The organism is Pararobbsia alpina, from assembly GCF_965118125.1.
GTDB lineage: Bacteria > Pseudomonadota > Gammaproteobacteria > Burkholderiales > Burkholderiaceae > Pararobbsia > Pararobbsia alpina_A.
The window spans coordinates 2722797-2741897 of sequence record NZ_OZ221287.1 but is presented as its reverse complement, the minus strand read 5'-3'; the positions used below and the strand labels follow the sequence as shown (position 1 = coordinate 2741897).

At 61.5% G+C, this 19101-nt stretch carries 17 protein-coding genes and 1 pseudogene; 10 read left to right on the top strand and 8 right to left on the bottom strand.

Features of this window, described 5'->3' with window-relative positions:
* Nucleotides 1-101: 101 nt before the first annotated feature.
* Entirely contained in the window at nt 102-371 is a 270-nt protein-coding gene (locus tag ACMFWR_RS11885; RefSeq protein ID WP_413191863.1) for a hypothetical protein, read from the bottom strand.
* Nucleotides 371-1165 (bottom strand): AraC family transcriptional regulator, encoded by a 795-nt coding sequence (locus tag ACMFWR_RS11880; protein WP_413191862.1) that lies wholly within the window; start codon nt 1163-1165, stop codon nt 371-373. The genes ACMFWR_RS11885 and ACMFWR_RS11880 overlap by 1 nt, the downstream gene beginning before the upstream one ends.
* Before the next feature lie 195 nt (nt 1166-1360).
* On the opposite strand from ACMFWR_RS11880, the gene ACMFWR_RS11875 reads away from it, so the two are divergent.
* Nucleotides 1361-1777, top strand: a complete 417-nt coding sequence (locus tag ACMFWR_RS11875; RefSeq protein ID WP_413194871.1) for a gamma-glutamylcyclotransferase — start codon at nt 1361-1363, stop codon at nt 1775-1777.
* A 93-nt stretch (nt 1778-1870) separates the two neighbouring features.
* On the opposite strand, the gene aceB is transcribed toward ACMFWR_RS11875, so the two are convergent.
* Nucleotides 1871-3484 carry a malate synthase A gene (gene aceB / locus ACMFWR_RS11870; RefSeq protein WP_413191861.1) on the bottom strand — a complete coding sequence of 538 codons (1614 nt, stop codon included), beginning with the start codon at nt 3482-3484 and terminating at the stop codon, nt 1871-1873.
* A 110-nt stretch (nt 3485-3594) separates the two neighbouring features.
* On the opposite strand from aceB, the gene ACMFWR_RS11865 reads away from it, so the two are divergent.
* The 3 genes and pseudogenes from ACMFWR_RS11865 to ACMFWR_RS11855 all read left to right on the top strand — a co-directional run.
* A complete protein-coding gene (locus ACMFWR_RS11865; RefSeq protein WP_413191860.1) occupies nt 3595-4497 on the top strand; it encodes a LysR family transcriptional regulator in 903 nt (300 codons plus the stop codon).
* 340 nt (nt 4498-4837) lie between these two features.
* Nucleotides 4838-5005 carry a hypothetical protein gene (locus ACMFWR_RS11860; protein ID WP_413191859.1) on the top strand — a complete coding sequence of 56 codons (168 nt, stop codon included), beginning with the start codon at nt 4838-4840 and terminating at the stop codon, nt 5003-5005.
* 295 nt (nt 5006-5300) lie between these two features.
* A pseudogene (locus ACMFWR_RS11855) lies at nt 5301-5732 on the top strand (universal stress protein); the annotation flags it as partial.
* A gap of 463 nt (nt 5733-6195) precedes the next feature.
* On the opposite strand, the gene aceA reads toward ACMFWR_RS11855, so the two are convergent.
* The 3 genes from aceA to ACMFWR_RS11840 all read right to left on the bottom strand — a co-directional run bounded on the left by aceA (nt 6196) and on the right by ACMFWR_RS11840 (nt 10272).
* A complete protein-coding gene (gene aceA / locus ACMFWR_RS11850) occupies nt 6196-7515 on the bottom strand; it encodes an isocitrate lyase (protein WP_413191858.1) in 1320 nt (439 codons plus the stop codon).
* Between the two features lie 496 nt (nt 7516-8011).
* Nucleotides 8012-9520 (bottom strand): DEAD/DEAH box helicase, encoded by a 1509-nt coding sequence (locus tag ACMFWR_RS11845; protein WP_413191857.1) that lies wholly within the window; start codon nt 9518-9520, stop codon nt 8012-8014.
* A 485-nt stretch (nt 9521-10005) separates the two neighbouring features.
* Complete coding sequence (locus ACMFWR_RS11840) at nt 10006-10272, bottom strand: acyl-CoA-binding protein (protein WP_413191856.1); 267 nt, start codon at nt 10270-10272, stop codon at nt 10006-10008.
* A 290-nt stretch (nt 10273-10562) separates the two neighbouring features.
* Here ACMFWR_RS11840 and tsaB point away from each other — a divergent pair, with 290 nt between their 5' ends.
* The 4 genes from tsaB to ACMFWR_RS11820 are packed head-to-tail and all read left to right on the top strand — an operon-like array spanning nt 10563 to nt 13843.
* Nucleotides 10563-11306 carry a tRNA (adenosine(37)-N6)-threonylcarbamoyltransferase complex dimerization subunit type 1 TsaB gene (gene tsaB, locus ACMFWR_RS11835; protein WP_413194870.1) on the top strand — a complete coding sequence of 248 codons (744 nt, stop codon included), beginning with the start codon at nt 10563-10565 and terminating at the stop codon, nt 11304-11306.
* Nucleotides 11307-11338: 32 nt separating this feature from the next.
* Nucleotides 11339-11794 (top strand): ribosomal protein S18-alanine N-acetyltransferase, encoded by a 456-nt coding sequence (gene rimI / locus ACMFWR_RS11830; RefSeq protein WP_413194869.1) that lies wholly within the window; start codon nt 11339-11341, stop codon nt 11792-11794.
* On the top strand, nt 11781-12749 hold the full coding sequence (locus tag ACMFWR_RS11825; RefSeq protein WP_413191855.1) for a uracil-DNA glycosylase: 969 nt from the start codon (nt 11781-11783) through the stop codon (nt 12747-12749). The genes rimI and ACMFWR_RS11825 overlap by 14 nt, the downstream gene beginning before the upstream one ends.
* Complete coding sequence (locus tag ACMFWR_RS11820) at nt 12698-13843, top strand: DUF1853 family protein (RefSeq protein ID WP_413191854.1); 1146 nt, start codon at nt 12698-12700, stop codon at nt 13841-13843. The genes ACMFWR_RS11825 and ACMFWR_RS11820 overlap by 52 nt, the downstream gene beginning before the upstream one ends.
* Nucleotides 13844-14208: 365 nt before the next feature.
* Here ACMFWR_RS11820 and thiD read toward each other — a convergent pair whose 3' ends face one another.
* Nucleotides 14209-15021 (bottom strand): bifunctional hydroxymethylpyrimidine kinase/phosphomethylpyrimidine kinase, encoded by an 813-nt coding sequence (thiD, locus tag ACMFWR_RS11815; RefSeq protein ID WP_413191853.1) that lies wholly within the window; start codon nt 15019-15021, stop codon nt 14209-14211.
* A 90-nt stretch (nt 15022-15111) separates the two neighbouring features.
* Nucleotides 15112-16422, bottom strand: coding sequence for a lysophospholipid transporter LplT (lplT, locus tag ACMFWR_RS11810; RefSeq protein ID WP_413191852.1), 1311 nt, complete (start codon nt 16420-16422; stop codon nt 15112-15114).
* A 146-nt stretch (nt 16423-16568) separates the two neighbouring features.
* Between lplT and alr the strand changes: the two genes are divergently transcribed.
* On the top strand, nt 16569-17639 hold the full coding sequence (gene alr, locus ACMFWR_RS11805; RefSeq protein ID WP_413191851.1) for an alanine racemase: 1071 nt from the start codon (nt 16569-16571) through the stop codon (nt 17637-17639).
* A gap of 28 nt (nt 17640-17667) precedes the next feature.
* Nucleotides 17668-19047, top strand: coding sequence for a DNA repair protein RadA (gene radA, locus ACMFWR_RS11800; RefSeq protein WP_413191850.1), 1380 nt, complete (start codon nt 17668-17670; stop codon nt 19045-19047).
* Nucleotides 19048-19101: the final 54 nt, after the last annotated feature.

Sequence of the window (19101 nt, the reverse complement as noted above, 5' to 3'; positions counted from 1 at the left end):
CCAATATCGAGATCCCCGGCATCGGAAACGCCTTGCGAGCCACGCGCTCACAAGGCGTTTTTCTTTTGCGCGTCTAACTCGTCTAATTCGTCTAACGCGCCTTACGCGTCACCATGCCCCTTGCTTCGACGGATCTGCTCTTCGAACGCGAGATCGAGCTTGCTCGTTTTACGTGGTTTCGCAGGCGAGACCGCATCGACGAACACGACAAACTCTTCGAGCGGCAAAGGCGGACTCAACTTCGCACCCTGCGTATCCGCTCGATCAATAAGGTAGAACAACCCACCGGGCAGACTCACGGCGGCAAAGCCGTCATTCGCGGTTCGCTTCTTGAGCCGCTCGACGGCATGAATGGCTTTGGTCGAACGCATCAGGCGGTTTCCTTAAAAAATTCGCGAGGGCTTTTACCGAATGCGCGCCGAAACATCGCTGTAAAAGCACTCTGACTCGTGTATCCGAGTTCGCTCGCGACTTGCGATAACGATTGGCCCTGGCTCAACAACGGAATCGCATGCGCGAGTACCGCTTGTTGGCGCCATTCAGAAAAACTGCTGCCGAGTTCATTGCGAAACAAACGAGAAATCGTGCGCACGCTCGCTCCGACGTCGAGCGCGAGTTGCTCGAGCGAGTCGCCGGCTTTCGGGTTGGCGATGATCGCTTCGCATAAAGCGCGCAGACGTTTGTCCGCAGGCAGCGGCACGCCGAGCGGTAGCGATTCCGATCGCACGATTTCGTCGAGGATCAGCTGAACGATCGACTGTTCGCGCGATGCCGACAGCGTATCGTCGTCGACGTCGAGCGCGACGATGAGTTCTCGCAGCAACGGCGAAACTTCAATGACCCGGCATTCGGACAAATTGGGCGGAATCACCGAAACGTCCACATACAGCGTGCGGAGGTACGCGGGCTCGATGACTTGCGCGTTGTGTACGACGTACGCCGGAATCCAGATCGCCCGGGAGGGCGGCACGATCCAGGTCGTGTCGTCGACCTCGATGCGCATGACGCCTTCGGAGGTATAAGCCACCTGCGCCCATGGATGCTGGTGAAACCCGAATACGGTAGCGACGCCCATCGGCCGGCTACGCACTCGGACGGGGTGCACGGCGTCCGGGGCGTATTGCTCGGGGATATCGAAATGAGGGGTAAAAGTTGCGGCGTCCATGACTGCACTCTACACGCTGTCTCCGCACGGCAACATCCCCGGTTGTGCGCGCTTTTCGTGGGTACGCGTTTCGCTCATGGGGGATAAAATGCGGCCCGCGTTGGCATCCAGGATCCGGCACCCGAAATCCGGCCCGGAATGCCGCGCGATCTCTCTGTCCGTTTTATCTGCTGAAAGGACCCGTCGATGGGCGAACTGCTGACCGTTTTCGTCTATGGCACGCTGCGCGCGGGCGAGTCGAACGACATTCACCGTGCCGCGGCGCGACACGGTATCGAGATGCCGCGGCTCGTCGGCGAGTCGTTTCTGCGCGGTTCCTTGCATGACTTCGGCGCGTATCCGGGGCTGGTGCGTGACGAGTCGGCCGAGCCGGTTCTCGGCGAGGTCTATGAGATCGTTCCGGCCTTGCTGCCTGTCCTCGACGATATCGAAGAGATCGTGCCGGGCAAGGAATGCCTGTTTATGCGCGAGTCGTGCGAGATCGAGGTCGACGGGCGCGAGGTCTCGTGCCTGTACTACCCGATTCGTGCCACGAGTGCCCACGGATTGCCTCGCATCGACGGCGGTGACTGGGTCAGTCATGCGCGGGCGAGAAGGGATCTCGCAGCGTAAAAAGAGAAATGGGTGACCTTGAACGCAGGTCACCCATTTTGTTTTGAGTCGACCGCGCTCACGCGGCCGACCTTCAACTTCATTCAGCTTCAATCAAACCGCATCAAGCTCCGCTTCTTCCAGCTCTTCATACAGCGGCAACGTCAGAAACTCCACGAAGTCCTCCGACGTGCACATCTGTTCGAAGATCTGCGCGGCGCGCTCATACGTCGGCTGAGCCCCACCGCCGACCGAAGCCTTGACCTTCGCAAGCTCCTCCGGAATCAGCGCACGCACCCACGCCGCGTCGATTTTGCGGCCATCGACGGTCACGCCCTTGGGCGAACGCACCCATTGCCACACCTGCGAACGCGAGATCTCGGCGGTCGCCGCGTCTTCCATCAGGTTGTGGATCGGCACGCAACCATTGCCCGCGAGCCACGAACCGAGATAGTGGATGCCGACGTTAATATTGTTGCGCAGGCCCGTTTCCGTGATCGGTTGCTCGGGAGCGAACGCCATCAGATCGGCCGCGCCAACTTGCACGTCATCACGTTGGCGATCGATCTGATTCGGCCGATCGCCGAGCACCTTGACCCATTCTTCCATCGCGACCGACACAAGTCCCGGGTGGGCAACCCAGCCACCGTCGTACCCATCGCCTGCATCACGCGCCTTGTCGCTACGCACGCCGGACAGCGCCTTTTCGTTCGCGACCGGATCGTTCTTGATCGGAATCAGCGCGCTCATGCCGCCGATCGCCGGTGCCTGGCGACGATGGCAAGTCTTGAGCAACAGCAACGCATACGCGCGCATAAACGGCACGGTCATCGTGATCTGGCTGCGATCGGCGAGGCAGAACTCACGATCGACCTTGAACTTCTTGATCGCCGAGAAGATGTAGTCCCAACGGCCTGCGTTGAGGCCGGCGCTGTGCTCGCGCAGTTCATAGAGGATCTCGTCCATCTCGAATGCCGCAACGATGGTTTCGATCAGCACGGTCGCGCGGATCGTGCCGCGTGGCACACCGACCGATTCCTGGGCTGCGATAAAGGCGTCGTTCCACAGGCGCGCCTCGAGATGGCTCTCCATCTTCGGCAGATAGAAGTACGGGCCGGCACCGCGCGCAAGTTGTTCCTCGGCGTTATGAAACAGGAAGAGAGCGAAGTCGAACAGGCCGCCTGACACACGCTGTCCGTCGACGAGCACATGCTTCTCATCGAGATGCCAACCGCGCGGGCGCACTTGCAGCGTCGCGATCGTGTCGTTGAGCGCATACGACTTGCCGTTCTGTTCGAACGCGAGTTCACGACGCACGGCCGCGCGCAGATGGATCTGGCCATCGAGCTGGTTGTGCCAGTTCGGCGCGTTCGAGTCTTCGAAGTCGGTCATGTACGAGTCGGCGCCCGAGTTCAACGCGTTGATGATCATCTTGCGTTCAGCGGGACCGGTGATCTCGACGCGTCGTCGACGCAGCGCTTCGGGCAGCGGGGCAATGGTCCAGTCGCCTTCGCGGATGGTCTTCGTTTCGGCAAGGAAGTCAGGCCGTTCGCCTGCATCAAGACGCTTCGCGCGCTGGACGCGAGCGGCGAGCAATTCGCGGCGGCGACCTTCGAATTGCCGATGCAGCTTTGCGACGAGCGCGAGTGCGTCGGGTGTCAGGATCGATTCATGTTCGGGCTTGATCGGCGCGGTGATCGTCATGCCTTGCGGGAGGTCGAGTGCCATCTGCGGTCCTTGCTGTCATGGATAGATGCATCGATTGTATTGATGATGTTTTGGGTTAAGAATGTACGAATTGGTTATTTGATCCGTGACATTTTTATAGGTAATCGAGCGTGGATCGTTTTAAACAGATCGAGACGTTTGCGGCGGTCGCCGCGCGGGGCAGCCTTTCCGCGGCGGCGCAGGCGGAGGGTGTGGCACCTGCAATAGTTGGGCGGCGGATTGACGCTTTAGAGGAAAGACTCGGGGTCAAGCTCATGATCCGCACGACGCGGCGGATCACGCTGACGTTCGAAGGCACCGCGTTCCTCGAGGATTGCCAGCGCATCCTCAATGAAATGCATCGGGCCGAAGCGAGTGTGTCGACAGGCGGGGTCAAGGCGACGGGGCATTTGCGGATCTCGGCACCGGCGGGGTTCGGGCGGCGGCATGTTGCGCCGTTGTTGCCGGCGTTTGTGGATGCGCATCCGGATGTGACGGTGTCGCTGGATCTCAGTGATCGGATCGTCGATCTGGTCAATGAAGGGTTTGACTGTGCCGTGCGGCTCGGGGCGCTGGCGGATTCGAGCCTGGTTTCATTGCGGCTCGGTGAGAACCGGCGCGTGTGCGTCGCTTCGCCTGACTATCTCGCGAAGCACGGCACGCCGTTGTCGCTCGAGGGACTCGCTTCGCATCGTTGTCTGGTGCTTGGATCCAGCTCGAATCAGCAGCGTGGTTGGACGTTTTCGGTGAATGGCGAAACGACGGCAATCAAGGTGTCGGGCGCGATGGAGTGTTCCGACGGTGCAGTGCTGCGCGAGTGGTGTATTGCCGGGCACGGACTTGCCTGGCGGTCATGGTGGGAGGTCGGTAGTGATGTGACGGCAGGGCGCCTCGTCACGGTGCTCGATGCGTTTGCGGCGCCGCCGATCATCATTCATGCGGTGTTTCCGGAGCGGCGGCATCTGCCGTTGCGGGTGCGGCTGTTCGTTGATTTGCTGCGGGACACGTATCAGCAGGCGGCGTATTGGGATTGAAGACGCGGCAACGGGTGGCGACCGTAGTAAAGCAACATGCTTATGAAAGCCGATGACAACGCGTCATTTCGATCGCGTGAGAATACGTTCCGGATCCGGTAATTCATTCCGCAAGCGAACTCGATACGTCCTGAAACCCCAACAGGAAAGGGCTTCCGGGCAATTGCGTGCGCACTATGCTCGCCAATATGACAATGTCATTGCGTCAATATTGCCGTTGCTTCGCGGCGACGCATGTAGTGAAACTCCACTAAATGTTGCGTCGCACTAGACAGCGCAGGGAAAACCCTTATAATGCATCTCAAGTTAAGGGAAAACCCTAGATCGCCGGAGCCACAAAATGCAAATTCTCGTTATTTATCAAGCTATCGTTTCGTACCTGAAGTCGGTCCGTGAAGGTTTTGACGGCCCGCACCTGCCGATGGATTCGGACTACTCGTTCGAAGCCCGCCAACGCGAAGCAGAACGCCGCCGCAACGCTCAAGCTACGCGCTTGCTCGGTCTGTAATACCCGCTGTATCGCTTGCAGGGACTGTTGCCCTTGCAAGTAATGTTGCGATGAAGCGCAGCCGTTTGCGGCATGTCGCACTGCCTTCATCGCCTGGGTGTGGGGAATCTTTTTCCTGACGACACCCCCGAATTTCCGAACGTGAATCGAACGTGCGTGTATCCATCATGCACAGATCGGCACACGTCCGACACGCGTCGAATACGCGTTCAATACGCAATAGATCGGATTGCACTTGCCCTCGCAGCACCTATGCTGCAAAGAGGCGCGCGTCATTGCGCGTCGAGGAGGGCGAATGTTCAGGCATATTCTGATCCCGACGGATGGTTCTCATCTGTCGCAGCTTGCCATCGACGGTGGCATCGACCTTGCGCGCGCACTCTCAGCGCGCGTCACGGCGTACGCCTGCCTGCCGCCATACCCCTACACGCCATTTTCCGAAGTTGTTGTCGAGCCGCCTGCCGAGTATCAGGAGCGCGCGGAGAACGAAGCTCGTGAGCATCTGCGCAGTATCGAGGTCGCTTGTGAGGCTGCGGGTGTGCCGTGTACCGCCATCGTGTCGATTCATCCCACACCGTATCAAGGCATCATCGAGACCGCGCAGAAGTACGAGTGCGACCTGATTTTCATGGCCTCGCACGGTCGTCGTGGGTTGAGTGGCCTGCTGATCGGCAGTGAAACGCAGCGCGTGCTCTCGCATTCGCAGATCCCGGTCATCGTGTATCGCGAACCGAAGTCGCGTGCGGCGCGCAAGGAACGTGCGGTTAAGGTGGAGTCCGCTGGATAGTGGCGAAATGTCCTGTGTGTGACTTTCGATAACACTTCGGAAGTCACAACGAATCAACAAGCAAAAAGGCCATGTCCGGGATAACGGACATGGCCTTCTTCCATCCGGGCGCCGCGACTTCGGCGGGCTCCGGCGTATGACGCACCCGTGTCGCGAGCGTCGTCATCCTCCCTGATGCACTAAACGTCGTCGCAGCTCACACGATGTCGGCGTGCCGCGCGATGTCTCCTCCCAGGCTCTGCCTGATGTGTTTCTATGAGCGTTTCAGACAGGCGCTCGCGGATCGCGCGAACGCCTGGCTGTCGCTGTCATGTGTCTCACACGCCCCAAGCGGCTTTGCAGCGCGTAGGGCGGTACTGCTCAGATACGTCGACAAGAATCGGCTGATCGCCTCAACTCGAACTCAAGCCACTTGCTTGATCGGTGCCTTCTTCTCGAAGAACTGTTCGTTTTCCGTCGATCCGTGAAGGGCGGTCGTCGATGCGTCGCGTTCGACCGTTTGCGTGACCGCATCGAAGTAGCCCGTGCCAACTTCGCGTTGATGCTTGACGGCGGTGAAGCCCTTTTCCGCGGCGGCGAATTCGGCTTGCTGCAGTTCGACGAACGCGCTCATCTGGTTGCGTGCATAACCGTGCGCGAGGTTGAACATCGAGTAGTTGAGGCTGTGGAAGCCCGCCAGCGTGATGAACTGGAACTTGTAGCCCATCGCACCGAGTTCCTTCTGGAACTTCGCGATCGTTGCGTCGTCGAGGTTCTTCTTCCAGTTGAACGACGGCGAGCAGTTGTACGCGAGCATCTTGCCCGGGAACTCGCGATGAATCGCTTCGGCGAAGCTCTTCGCATATTCGAGGTCCGGCTTGCCGGTTTCGCACCAGATCAGATCCGCATACGGCGCATAGGCAAGACCACGCGAGATCGCTTGTTGCAAACCCGGACGCGTGCGATAGAAACCTTCGATCGTGCGTTCGCCCGTGAGGAACGGCTGGTCGTTTTCGTCGATGTCCGACGTGATCAGATCGGCCGCTTCCGCGTCGGTCCGTGCGATGACCAGGGTCGGCGTGCCCGAGACGTCGGCTGCAAGACGTGCCGCGGTGAGCTTCGCCACTTGTTCGCGCGTCGGCACGAGCACCTTGCCGCCCATGTGGCCGCACTTCTTGACCGAAGCGAGCTGATCTTCGAAGTGCACGCCGGCGGCGCCTGCTTCGATCATGCCCTTCATCAGTTCGAACGCGTTGAGCACGCCACCAAAGCCGGCTTCGGCGTCGGCAACGATCGGGGCGAAGTAGTCAAGATAGCCTTCATCGCCCGGGTTCTTGCCTTCTTGCCACTGGATCTGGTCGGCACGCGTGAAGGTGTTGTTGATCTTCTTGACGACGAGCGGCACCGAGTTGGCCGGATACAGTGACTGGTCCGGATACATTTCGCCGGCCAGGTTGGCGTCGCCTGCGACTTGCCAGCCCGACAGATAGATCGCCTTCAAGCCCGCCTTCACCTGCTGCATCGCCTGGTTGCCGGTCAATGCGCCGAGTGCGTTCGTGAACGGCTCGTCGTTAAGCAGGCGCCAAAGCCGTTCGGCTCCGCGTTTGGCCAGGGTGTGTTCGATCTGGACGGAACCACGCAGCCGAACCACATCGTCTGCGCTATAGCCGCGCTTGATTCCCTTCCAGCGGGGGTCTTCGTTCCACTGCTGCTGCAAGCGCTGTGCGTCTTGTTGGCGGGTCATCTTGCTCTCCTTGATCAGGTGAAGTTGGGTTTGTCTCCAGTCGCGTCGTTCAAAGCGCGAACTCTTGTATAAGAGTCTAGGCGTGTGAACTGACTTGGGATCACCTCAATGAGCAATCGCAACGATTTAATTTTCTTTGTTAAATCATGGTGATGCGACGTTCATTTCACGATGTGGGGAGTGCTTTTCTATCGCGCAACACGCGTTGTTGTGCCACGCAGCAGTATTTTTTGTGAACCAAAAGATCTTTCCGCATTGTGAAAAATTGCCGATGACAGGAAAGCGCGCGCAAAGAGTGGGTTGAGAGGGCGAAAAAAACGGCGGTATGACGGGGAGGGTGAGGCTTGGACAAACTCGTGCACCAAACAAAAATGGCGCCACGAGGGCGCCATTTTTATGTCGGACACACGGTGCAGATTCGAAAATCAGCTATGCCGGTACGTCCTGTTCAGTGCGGTCAGACAGACAAGCCGAGAGTAAAACCCTCGACCGATCCTTAGCCTTGTCGCGAGTAACCACCGCGGTTGCCACCGTTGCCGCCACCGCTGCCATGACGGCGCGGGCCGGCGCTCGAGTTCGAGCGGGGCTTGCCGCCGTAGCCAGGACGACCGCCTGCACCCGGACGACCACCACCCGGACGGCCGCCCGGACGACCACCGTTACCTGCCGGCGGAGCGCGGCGCGGCTCGAAGCCTGCGACGACGTTGACCGGCAGCGGTTGACGCGTGAAACGCTCGATGCGCTTCACTGCCTGGAATTCGGCGTGATGCACGAGGCTCACTGCCGTGCCGCTACGGCCTGCGCGACCGGTACGGCCGATACGGTGAACGTAGTCTTCGGCGAACTTCGGCAGATCGTAGTTGAACACGTGCGTGATGCCCGGCACGTCGATACCGCGAGCAGCCACGTCGGTTGCCACGAGCACACGAACCTTGCGCTCGCGCAGTGCGCGCAGCGTGCGGTTACGGGCGCCCTGGGGCAGATCGCCGTGCAGTGCAGCCGATGCGAAACCTGCGTCCGACAGACGGCCGGCCAGTTGATCCGCTTCGCTCTTCGTTGCCGTGAACACGATCGCTTGATCCAGACCTTGGTCCGACAAGAGGTGCTCGAGCAGACGATCCTTGTGCGCACGGTCGTCGACCCAGTGGATCGATTGCGTGATGTTCGTCGGCGTGCCGATGGCGCGCGTGATTTCGATGCGTTCCGGATTGCGCAGCAGGCGCTCGGTCAGCGAACCGATCTTGCCGTCGAGCGTTGCCGAGAACAGCATCGTCTGGCGGTCGGCCGGCGTTTGCGCCACGATCGCTTCGATGTCGTCCACAAAGCCCATGTCGAGCATGCGGTCGGCTTCGTCGAGCACGAGCATCTGCAGGTGCGAGAGGTCGATCTTGCCGCGCTCGAGGTGGTCGAGCAGGCGACCCGGCGTCGCAACGAGAATCTCGGGGTTCTTCGACAGCAGTTCGAGCTGCTGGCGATACGGCACACCGCCGAGAATGCTGACGCAGCGCAGACGGCGCAGATGCTTGCCATACGTCGCAGCAGCCGTGGTGACCTGCATCGCGAGTTCACGCGTCGGCGTCAGAACGAGCAGGCCCGGACGTGCGGGTTGCGGAGCCGGACGGCGCGGACGGCCGTCGGCGAACGTGCCGGCACTTTGTGCGGGCGCCTGGCCCGGACGCTTCACGCCGTTACGTTGGTTGTCCGCAAAACGCTCGATGGCCGGCAGCATGAATGCAGCGGTCTTGCCCGAACCTGTGGGGCTCGAAACGAGCAGGTCGCGACCGGCCAGCGCGGCCGGAATGGCGCGCGCCTGAACGTTCGTCGGCGCGGTGTATCCCGTCGCGGTCAGTGCCGTCACGATTTCGGGCGACAGGCCGAGGTCGGCGAATGTCGGACCGCTCGTGGGGACAGCGACCGCTTCGACTGCTGCAACGGCACCGGTGTCTTCACCGTCGCCAAACACGGTTGCAGCGATCGAATTGAGGGGGGAGTGATTCTGAGTCATCAAACAGCTTCCAGGGTAGATCAGCGACTAGCGCAAAAGAGCGTCGGCGCCAATCGACACCCGGTCGCTCGATTTGACGTGCAAATCGTCGACGGACGGGCACCCCCGCGACCTGGCAAAAGCCTCGCGGAGACGATCTAGAACCTGTAACGGATGCAAAACGGCGCGGATAACCGCAAAGACCGTCGCCAGCGAACTTGTCCAAGTGGACGGGTCAGGCCGCACAAGTGCGAACCACGCTGGGGCAGGAAGGGACAGTTTCTAAGGATTGGAGCAAAACGCGATGTAACGTCGGACGTCATCGCCCCTGGTGGGCAGGTCGTCATCGACGCGATGGCCGCATTGTATCGTGGTTTGCTGCGTCGCGCCATCGACCGTTTGGTTTATTTTCCGGGCGATCGTGGTTGAAACTGCTGAAATGACAAGGCGGCCCGCGAGATTCGCGGGCCGTCCAACGGCAGATGCGGCGATGATTTGCGCGCTCGTTACTCCGCGCCGGCCTTCAGCGACTCCACCAGTTCGACGTACTGCGTCTTGGCGGTGTCCTGCGTCGTGCCCTTGAGCGCGGCCCAGGCGTCGTGCTTGTAGCGGCCGACGATGTCGGTCATGCCCGGCTTGTCGCCGTTGGCATCGCCCTCGGTGGCTTGCTTGAACAGCGCGTAAAGACGCAGCAGCGTGAGATTGCCCGGGCGCTCGCTGAGCTGCGTGACGTCGGTTTGCGCTTGTTCGAACTGATTCTGGAGGTCGCTCATCTGGGATCCGTGAGTCTGGGTAAGGAGATCGAAAAGACTGGCGACGATGGTAGCAAGCCGATTCCGCGCTGGCGTGGAGCAACACCTCCAAACGCGCTGGCCCGGCGAGGCCAACCGAGTCGACGCTCCTTCACGGAACCGTGGGTTGGGCCAGATGCGTTCGGCGGCGGAACCCGGTTTGAGCCAGCCGGGGCCGGCAATGATGGACTCAGGCGATCCCCGATACGACTGACGCGGTGTTGCCTCGCGCGTGTGCCTACCCACCGTTTTCAATCGGTTCGCGCATTACAATAGCGGCCATGAACCGCACCAGCTTGCTTGCCCTCGATACGTCGACCGAATTTTGCTCCGTGGCCCTTGGTGTCGCGCCGGAGCGTGACGCGAAGACGTTTGCCGATCTCCACATCCGCCACGAAAAAACCGGGTCTGTTTCGAGTGCCCGTCTTCTGCCTGCGGTCGCCGAAGTGCTGGCCGAGGCGGGTATCGGACTGCGGGACTGCGTGGCGATCGCATTTGGGGCCGGGCCGGGATCGTTCACCGGCCTGCGTACGGCCACTGGGGCGGCGCAGGGCCTGGCGTTTGGCGCATCATTGCCGGTTGTGCCGGTCAGCACGCTGATGGCGTGCGCCGAAGCAGCTCGCACGCGGGATTCAAGCGTCGAGCGCGTGCTCGTCGCGATGGACGCGCGCATGGATGAGGCCTATTGGGCGATCTACGCGTGGGATGGCGACGAATGGGCCACCGTGTCGGCGCCCGCGCTGTCGAGTCCGGCTTCGATCACCACGCCTGACGCGCCTTTCACACTGGCAGGCAACGCTTACGCCGCATTCGGCGAGCGCCTGAGTGCTGCGGCCCATGCGCGAACGATCGATGGCGAAGCGCTGCCGCATGCCGCCGCGGTCGCGGCGCTGGGTCTGCGCGCGTGGCGTCGCGGCGACGCCATTGCGCCGGCATTGGCCGCACCCGAATATATTCGTGACAAAGTAGCGCAGACCACGGCCGAGCGAGAGGCGGCCCGAGCGGAGTCGACGTGAGCGCCGAACTAAGCTACCGATATATTTCGCGGATGACGCCGGCCGACCTCGACGAGGTCGCGGCGGTGGAATCCGTCGCGTACGAATTCCCCTGGACGCGCGGCAATTTCGAAGACGCGCTGCGCAACGGCTACCTCGGTTTATGCATGCGCGATGTCCACGGTTCGCTGATCGGTTATTGCGTGCTGATGCCGGTCGTCGATGAAATGCATCTGCTGAATCTGTGTGTGGCGCCGGCTTCGCAAGGGCGGGGTGTTGGCCTCGCTTTGCTCAACGACGCCGTACGCATCACGCGCGCCGAGAAGCTGTTCAGCATGCTGCTCGAAGTGCGGCCGTCGAATCAGCGCGCCGTGCGCTTGTATGAACGCTTCGGCTTCGTCGCCATCGGCCGTCGCCGCAACTATTACCCGGCTGCTCAACGAAAGCGTGAAGACGCGATCGTGATGCGCCTGACTCTGACTCAGGAGACGAGCAATGTCGCAGCATGACGCGCTGCTCGATGAACTCGGCCTCGCGCCCCTTTGGGTGCGGCGCGACCGTGCGACGGCTGATCTTGTGAGCGAATCGGCTCCGGGGCAGGCGACTGCTTTGCGTGATGATGAGGCGGGGCGCGTAGCGTCACTCAAGTCGGCTAACGAAGAAGTGACTTCTGAACGACGTGAAGTTCGGTCTCCCGATGCGTCGGCACCCGTGCGCCACGCCACAGCCGACGCTTTCGAGTCCGACGGCCCAGAGTCGTTGGAGCAATCGGAACCGGCTGGCGCGTTGGAGCAGTTTGATGCCCCGGAAGAGTCGGAGCCCATCGAAGCCACCGAGGCTCATGTCGTTGCACGCGTCACCGTACCCGATGTATCGAGCGACGCCGGATTGCCCGCTGTCTCCACGCTGGATTTCGCTGCGCTCAAGGAGCGCGTGTCGGGCTGCACCGCTTGCGGTCTGTGCGAGAAGCGCACACAGACTGTATTCGGCGTCGGCGACGAACATGCAGACTGGCTGATCGTTGGCGAAGCTCCGGGCGAGAACGAAGACAAGCAGGGCGAGCCGTTTGTTGGTCAAGCCGGAAAGCTGCTCGACAATATGTTGCGTTCGCTGGGCCTCGATCGCACGCGTAACGTGTATATCGCGAATGTGATCAAGTGCCGCCCGCCCGGCAATCGTGATCCGCAGCCCGATGAAGTCGCGAGCTGCGAGCCGTTTCTGAAACAGCAAGTGGCACTGATTCGCCCGAAGGTGATCGTCGCGCTCGGCCGCTTTGCGGCGCAGACGCTGCTCAAGAGCGACGCGACGATTTCGTCGCTGCGCGGTCGCGTCCATGAGTACGAGGGCGTGCCGGTGATCGTCAGTTACCATCCCGCGTACTTATTGCGTAGCCTGCCTGACAAGAGCAAGGCATGGACCGATCTCTGCCTCGCGCAAGCGACCTACCTCAAAGTCACGGCCTGAGTCGCGTCGCGGCGCTCGCTGACGCACTGGCGACGCTGCACGATCCGAGCGTGCGCGACCTTGCGTGGTTGTTGTTCGCACCGCGTCTGTTCTCGACGCAAGCGTTCGGGTCGCTGCTGGTACCGGAGCCTGATGATGTGACCGAGGTCCTGCGCGCGCTGCATCAGCTCGACGCGGATCCGGCTCCGCTGCACGCGACCCTCGCTCCGTTGACTACGCGTCGTGTCGGCCACTACGCCGAGCGCCTCGTTCACTATGCGATCTCGTCGCTGTCGTCCTATACCCTCGTCGCAGCGAATCTGCCGCTGCGCCTGAACAAGCAGACGGTCGGTGAATGTGACTTCCTGCTGGAAGATCCGGCGGGGCTTCGTCTGCATTGGGAGCTGGCCGTCAAATGCTACTTGCATGTCGATGCGCAAGGACTCGACGATCCGCTTGCGGCGTTTGTCGGTCCTGCGCTCGGTGATCGTCTCGACATCAAACTGACTCGCCTGATCCAACATCAATTGCCACTATCGGGGCGGCCCGACTATGAAGCGCTGTTGCCTCGTGGACCCTGGCAGGCGCAGATGTGGGTCAGCGGCTGGCTGTTTGATCGCTTTGATCATTGGCTCGCGGGTCGCGCGATCAATGTCGATCCGCGACTGTCGGCGGATATCTGCACGGGCTTCTGGGTGCCGGTCAGTCAATGGCCCGAACTCGCCGCGCGTATCGGCGCGGACGGCTGGACACGCTTGCCGCGTTTGCGCTGGATTTCACCGCTGGCTCAGCCTGATTTGAGTTATTGCGATGAAGCCGCGCTGTCCGAGGTAATTGCAACGGCATTTGCACAGCCGGCGATCGCCGATGAATCGACGGTCGTCGTCGATGCTCACGCTGTCATCGCATTGAATCATTCCGAGGTGAGGGAAGCGCACGAATTCACGCCGACTGTCGAAGAAGGGTATGTGCCACGAGTGCGAACGCGCGATGATCCGTTTGCCATTGCGGCGTGGAAGAAAACGAGCGACGGCCGATGGTTCGAATGCGCACGCGGCTTTGTCGTGGCCGACGACTGGGAATCCCGTGCGTTCGCGTTCGCGGCTTCTGAATAATCCGCTAGCGGCAGCCGGCACCGTGGTGATGTGGCTGTGAAAGCATTTTGCAGGCTTTCCTTGATTCACGTGACTCTATGATTTGATTCACTTTCAGGGATGAAAGTTAAATAAATCAAATTATTTATTTTATTTAGGCAGGCGGTCCGACCGGATAAAAGGCGGTTCGCCGTCGTATTGATATTCAGCGGCCGGAACGTGAATATCGCAACTTATTGCACTGCAATAACGCTGATTGCGCGGAAATGGCCGAAACAGCCGGACCGCGACGCCTCGAAGTTTCCAAAACCCGCAGACCCGCAGACCCGCATACCTGAAGACCTGAAGACCAACAGGCCTGAAGCCGTGAGGCGCCCGGAGCGGGCTTACCACCACCGATGGAAATGGTGCACGGGTCCGATGCCGGTCCCGACACTGAGCCGGTCAGCGTGTTCGAGCGCGCCCACGAGGTAATCCTTCGCGCCGCGCACGGCCGCGCGAAGGTCGTGAGTCTGCGCGAGCAGGGCCGCAATGGCCGACGACAGCGTGCATCCGGTGCCGTGTGTGTGCCGCGTCGTCACGCGCGGGCTGCTGATGCGGTCTTCGCCTTGATCGTCGAACAACCAGTCGGGGCTTTCTTCACCCGCGAGATGACCACCCTTGATGAGCACCGCCTGCGCGCCCAGCGCACGCAGCGCGGTGGCTTGCGCCCGCATGCCGTCCTCGTCGGAGGCTTCGCGATCGCCGAGCAAGGCGGCCGCTTCGGGCAGGTTCGGCGTGATGACCGTGGCCAACGGCAGCAACTCGTCGCGTAGCGCCACAACGGCATCGGGCAGCAGCAGCGCATGGCCGCTCTTCGAAATCATCACCGTATCGAGCACGACGTACTTCGGCTTGTAGCGACGCAGGGCAGCGGCGACCGCGCGCACGAGATCCGCGTTCGCGAGCATGCCGAGCTTGACGGCGTCGATGCGCAGATCGCTGAAGACCGCGTCGAGCTGAGCGGTCAGGAATTCGGCTGGCGGCGCATGAACCGCGGTCACGCCGTGCGTGTTCTGCGCGGTCAGGGCCGTGATGGCCGATGCACCGAAAGCGCCGAGCGCCGAGAAAGCCTTGAGATCGGCCTGGATGCCGGCGCCGCCGCCGGAGTCCGACCCTGCGATGGTCAGAACGTTGGGAATCACAGCGTGGGTATTCAAACGGTTCAACTCAATACGGTCGTCGGGAGGGAGATTCGCCCGGCGAGGGGCGAATCAGCGAGAGCCGGACAGGGTGTCCGGATCAACGAATCAACGGAACTCGTCGCCCAGCAGCGAAATCGCATCGCCCTTGCGCTGGTTGTTTCGATGATGCAGCCGCATGATCAATGCCATCGAGATCATGACGAACAGGCTGAACAGCACGATCACGATTGTGACGGGCACATCGAGACGCACGAGCAGGGTATAGAGGCAGAGCATGACGAGAATCGACAGATTCTCATTGAAATTCTGAACGGCGATCGAATGACCCGCCGAGAGGAGCAAGTGACCGCGATGCTGGAGCAGTGCGTTCATGGGCACCACGAAGAAGCCGGATAGCGCACCGATAAACGTCAGGAACGCATAGGCGATCAGCATATAGACCGGTTGGTGGAAGCGACCTATCGTGACAACCCAGTCGGGCGGGAACAGGTCTTTGCTATAGAACGCCATCAGCATGACCGCGCCGCCCATCACGATGCCCGCGGGCAGCACGCTCAGTGAACGCTTCAGAGGGACCTTGGCCGCGGCGACCATGGCGCCGACTGCAACACCCACGGCGACAAATGCCTGGAGCACGGTGCCTTCGGAGAGAGACAGGCCCAGCGAGCTTTTGGCCCATTCGAGCACGATGAACTGAAGCGTTGCACCTGCGCCCCAAAGGAGGGTCGTCACCGCCAGTGAGATTTGTCCGAGCCGGTCACGCCATAGCGCATTGAAACAATCGGCAAAGTCCGAAATCAGACGCATGGGACCATGCTGCTGGCGTGGGTAGCGTGCGCCGGTGTCGGGGATGCCGAGATTGAACAGCGCCGCAATCACGTACATGCCCGTGATGACGATGATGGCCGCATGCGCCGGTGTCAGGCCGGCCGGCAGATAGGGCAGCAACAGCTTGTGAGCGACATGGGGGCTGATCAGCGCACCGCCGCAGACGGTGCCCAGAATGATCGAGCTGACCGTGGTGCCTTCGATCCAGCTGTTCGCTGCAACGAGGCGTTCCGGTGGCAGCAGCTCCGTCAAGATGCCGTATTTGGCCGGCGAGTACGCCGCCGCGCCGAAGCCGACAATGCCGTAAGCGATCAAGGGGTGTGCGCCGGCGAGCATGGTGATGCAGCCGACGACCTTGATCGTGTTCGTAAGAAACATCACTCGACCCTTTGGCCGGGAGTCCGCGAACGCGCCAACAAAGGCGGCAAGGACGACGTAGGACAGTACAAAGAACAGCTTGAGCAGGGGAGTCATCCACTGCGGGGACTGCAGATCGAACAAAAGTGCAATCGCAGCGATGAGCAACGCATTGTCGGCGAGCGAAGAGAAAAACTGCGCCGCCATAATGGTGTAAAAGCCTTTTTTCATCCTGTGCGTTTGCAATCCACGGGGGCCGGCGCTGCATCGACGCCGGCGAGCCGGCATATCCTGTCTGGCAAGGGTTGTGTGCCCGGCTTTATAACATGAAAATAGAGAAGTTCCGACTAGCGAAAGCCTTTATTAATAAGCCGTTCATGCCGCGTCCAATTTCCGCCACCGTTCATACCGCCGCGCTTGCGAACAATCTGGCTGTCGCACGTCGCGCTGCTCCTCACTCGAAAGTATGGGCCGTTGTGAAGGCCAATGCTTATGGCCATGGTCTGGCGCGAGCGTTCCCCGGTCTTCGCGCGACCGATGGCTTCGGCTTGCTCGACCTCGATGAGGCCGTCAGGCTGCGCGAACTCGGCTGGGCAGGGCCGATCCTGCTGCTCGAAGGGTTCTTCAAGCCGTCCGATCTCGATATTGTCGATCGATACAGTCTGACGACAACTGTCCATTGTGACGATCAGCTGCGCATGATCGAGATGGCGCGGCTGTCGCGTCCGCTCAATATCCAGCTCAAGATGAACACCGGGATGAACCGTCTCGGTTACACGCCCGAAAAATACCGGGTGGCGTGGGAGCGCGCGCGGAGCTCGAACTCGGTGGGTCAGATTGTTCTGATGACCCACTTCTCGGATGCAGACGGCGAACGGGGTGTTGACCATCAGATGATGGCGTTCGAACGCGGCGTCGACGGGATCGCCGGGATGCGCAGCGTGGCGAATTCCGCTGCGACCCTGTGGCATCCGTCGACACACTTCGACTGGATCCGCCCGGGCATCATTTTGTACGGCGGGTCGCCTTCGGGTGTCTATGCGGATATCGCATCGAGCGGCCTGCAGCCGACAATGACACTGACGACCGAGATCATCGGCACGCAGACGCTGCGCCCGGGCGATACGGTCGGTTACGGGTCGCGCTTTACGGCCGACGCGCCGATGCGCCTGGGCGTGATCGCCTGCGGCTACGCCGACGGCTACCCGCGTCATGCGCCAACGGGCACGCCTGTCGCGGTCAACGGCGTTCGCACGCGGACCGTCGGACGGGTGTCGATGGACATGGTGACGGTCGACCTGACGCCGGTCCCCGATGCGGGCATCGGTGCGCATGTCGAACTGTGGGGACCGACCATTCCGATCGACGATGTCGCCCGGGCGAGCGATACCGTCGGATATGAACTCATGTGCGCGGTGGCCCAGCGCGTGCCGGTCCGCGCGGACTGAGCGATAACGAAAACACGATACCGAGCCGATGGCCAAAAGCAAGACGATGTACGTCTGCAGCGCATGTGGCGCGCAGCAGCCGAAGTGGTCGGGGCAATGCCCGTCCTGTAATGAATGGAACACCCTGGTTGAAACGGTCGGCGAAGCCGCGGCAAGCGGACACCGGTTTCAATCGCTCGCCCAGCGGTCGCCCGTGCGCAAGCTCGCGGAGATCGAAGCGTCGGACGTGCCGCGTTTCACGACGGGCGTGGGTGAGTTCGATCGCGTGCTCGGCGGTGGTCTTGTGCCGGGTGGGGTTGTGCTGATCGGCGGGGACCCGGGTATCGGTAAGTCGACGCTCTTGCTTCAGTCGCTGGCGGCGATGGCGCGTGACCGCAAGACGCTCTACGTGAGCGGCGAAGAGTCGGGCGCGCAGATCGCGTTGCGTGCGCAGCGGCTCGGTCTGACCGAAACGGGGTCGGGCGCGTCGGAGCTCGCCTTGCTTGCCGAGATTCAGCTTGAACGGATTCAGGCGACGATTGATGCCGAGCGGCCCGATATCGCCGTGATCGACTCGATCCAGACGATCTACTCCGATGCGTTGACGTCGGCGCCGGGGTCGGTCGCGCAGGTTCGTGAGTGCGCGGCGCAGCTCACCCGTGTGGCGAAGCAGCTCGGGGTGACGATCATCATGGTCGGCCACGTGACAAAGGAGGGCGCGTTAGCGGGGCCGCGCGTGCTCGAGCACATCGTCGATACCGTGCTGTATTTCGAAGGCGATACGCACTCGTCCTATCGCCTTGTGCGCGCGATCAAGAACCGCTTCGGCGCGGTCAATGAGCTTGGCGTGTTCGCGATGACCGACAAGGGTCTGCGCGGCGTTGCCAACCCGTCGGCCTTGTTCCTGTCGCAGCATGAGCAGCAGGTTGCGGGTTCGTGCGTGCTCGTGACGCAGGAGGGCACGCGGCCTCTGCTCGTCGAAGTGCAGGCGCTGGTTGACGCGGCACAAGTGCCCAACCCGCGGCGGCTCGCCGTGGGCCTCGAGCAGAACCGGCTCGCGATGCTGCTCGCCGTCTTGCACCGACATGCAGGCATCGCGTGCTTCGATCAGGACGTGTTTCTCAACGCGGTCGGCGGCGTCAAGATCGCCGAGCCGGCGGCCGACCTGGCCGTGCTGCTCGCGATTCATTCGTCGATGCGCAACAAGCCGCTGACGAAGGGCCTCGTTGTGTTCGGTGAAGTCGGCCTGGCTGGCGAAATCCGGCCGTCGCCGCGTGGGCAGGATCGTCTCAAGGAAGCCGCGAAGCTCGGCTTCAGCGTGGCGTTGATTCCGAAGGCCAACGCGCCGAAGCAGCCGATCGATGGCTTGAAGGTGATCGCGGTCGATCGTATCGAGCACGCGATCGATAGGGTCCGGGAACTCGAGTAACGGCCTTCGCGTCCGCACAGTGGTGCGGACGCGTCGTTCGCGTGTGCGTGACCT

Coding starts and splice junctions, on each gene's coding strand:
- rimI (WP_413194869.1), top strand. CDS start 11,339: ATGACGCCGGCCGACCTCGACGAGGTCGCGGCGGTGGAATCCGTCGCG.
- radA (WP_413191850.1), top strand. CDS start 17,668: ATGGCCAAAAGCAAGACGATGTACGTCTGCAGCGCATGTGGCGCGCAG.
- alr (WP_413191851.1), top strand. CDS start 16,569: ATGCCGCGTCCAATTTCCGCCACCGTTCATACCGCCGCGCTTGCGAAC.
- ACMFWR_RS11825 (WP_413191855.1), top strand. CDS start 11,781: ATGTCGCAGCATGACGCGCTGCTCGATGAACTCGGCCTCGCGCCCCTT.
- aceB (WP_413191861.1), bottom strand. CDS start 3,484: ATGGCACTCGACCTCCCGCAAGGCATGACGATCACCGCGCCGATCAAG.
- aceA (WP_413191858.1), bottom strand. CDS start 7,515: ATGACCCGCCAACAAGACGCACAGCGCTTGCAGCAGCAGTGGAACGAA.
- ACMFWR_RS11860 (WP_413191859.1), top strand. CDS start 4,838: ATGCAAATTCTCGTTATTTATCAAGCTATCGTTTCGTACCTGAAGTCG.
- ACMFWR_RS11820 (WP_413191854.1), top strand. CDS start 12,698: ATGGACCGATCTCTGCCTCGCGCAAGCGACCTACCTCAAAGTCACGGC.
- lplT (WP_413191852.1), bottom strand. CDS start 16,422: ATGAAAAAAGGCTTTTACACCATTATGGCGGCGCAGTTTTTCTCTTCG.
- ACMFWR_RS11840 (WP_413191856.1), bottom strand. CDS start 10,272: ATGAGCGACCTCCAGAATCAGTTCGAACAAGCGCAAACCGACGTCACG.
- ACMFWR_RS11845 (WP_413191857.1), bottom strand. CDS start 9,520: ATGACTCAGAATCACTCCCCCCTCAATTCGATCGCTGCAACCGTGTTT.
- ACMFWR_RS11880 (WP_413191862.1), bottom strand. CDS start 1,165: ATGGACGCCGCAACTTTTACCCCTCATTTCGATATCCCCGAGCAATAC.
- ACMFWR_RS11885 (WP_413191863.1), bottom strand. CDS start 371: ATGCGTTCGACCAAAGCCATTCATGCCGTCGAGCGGCTCAAGAAGCGA.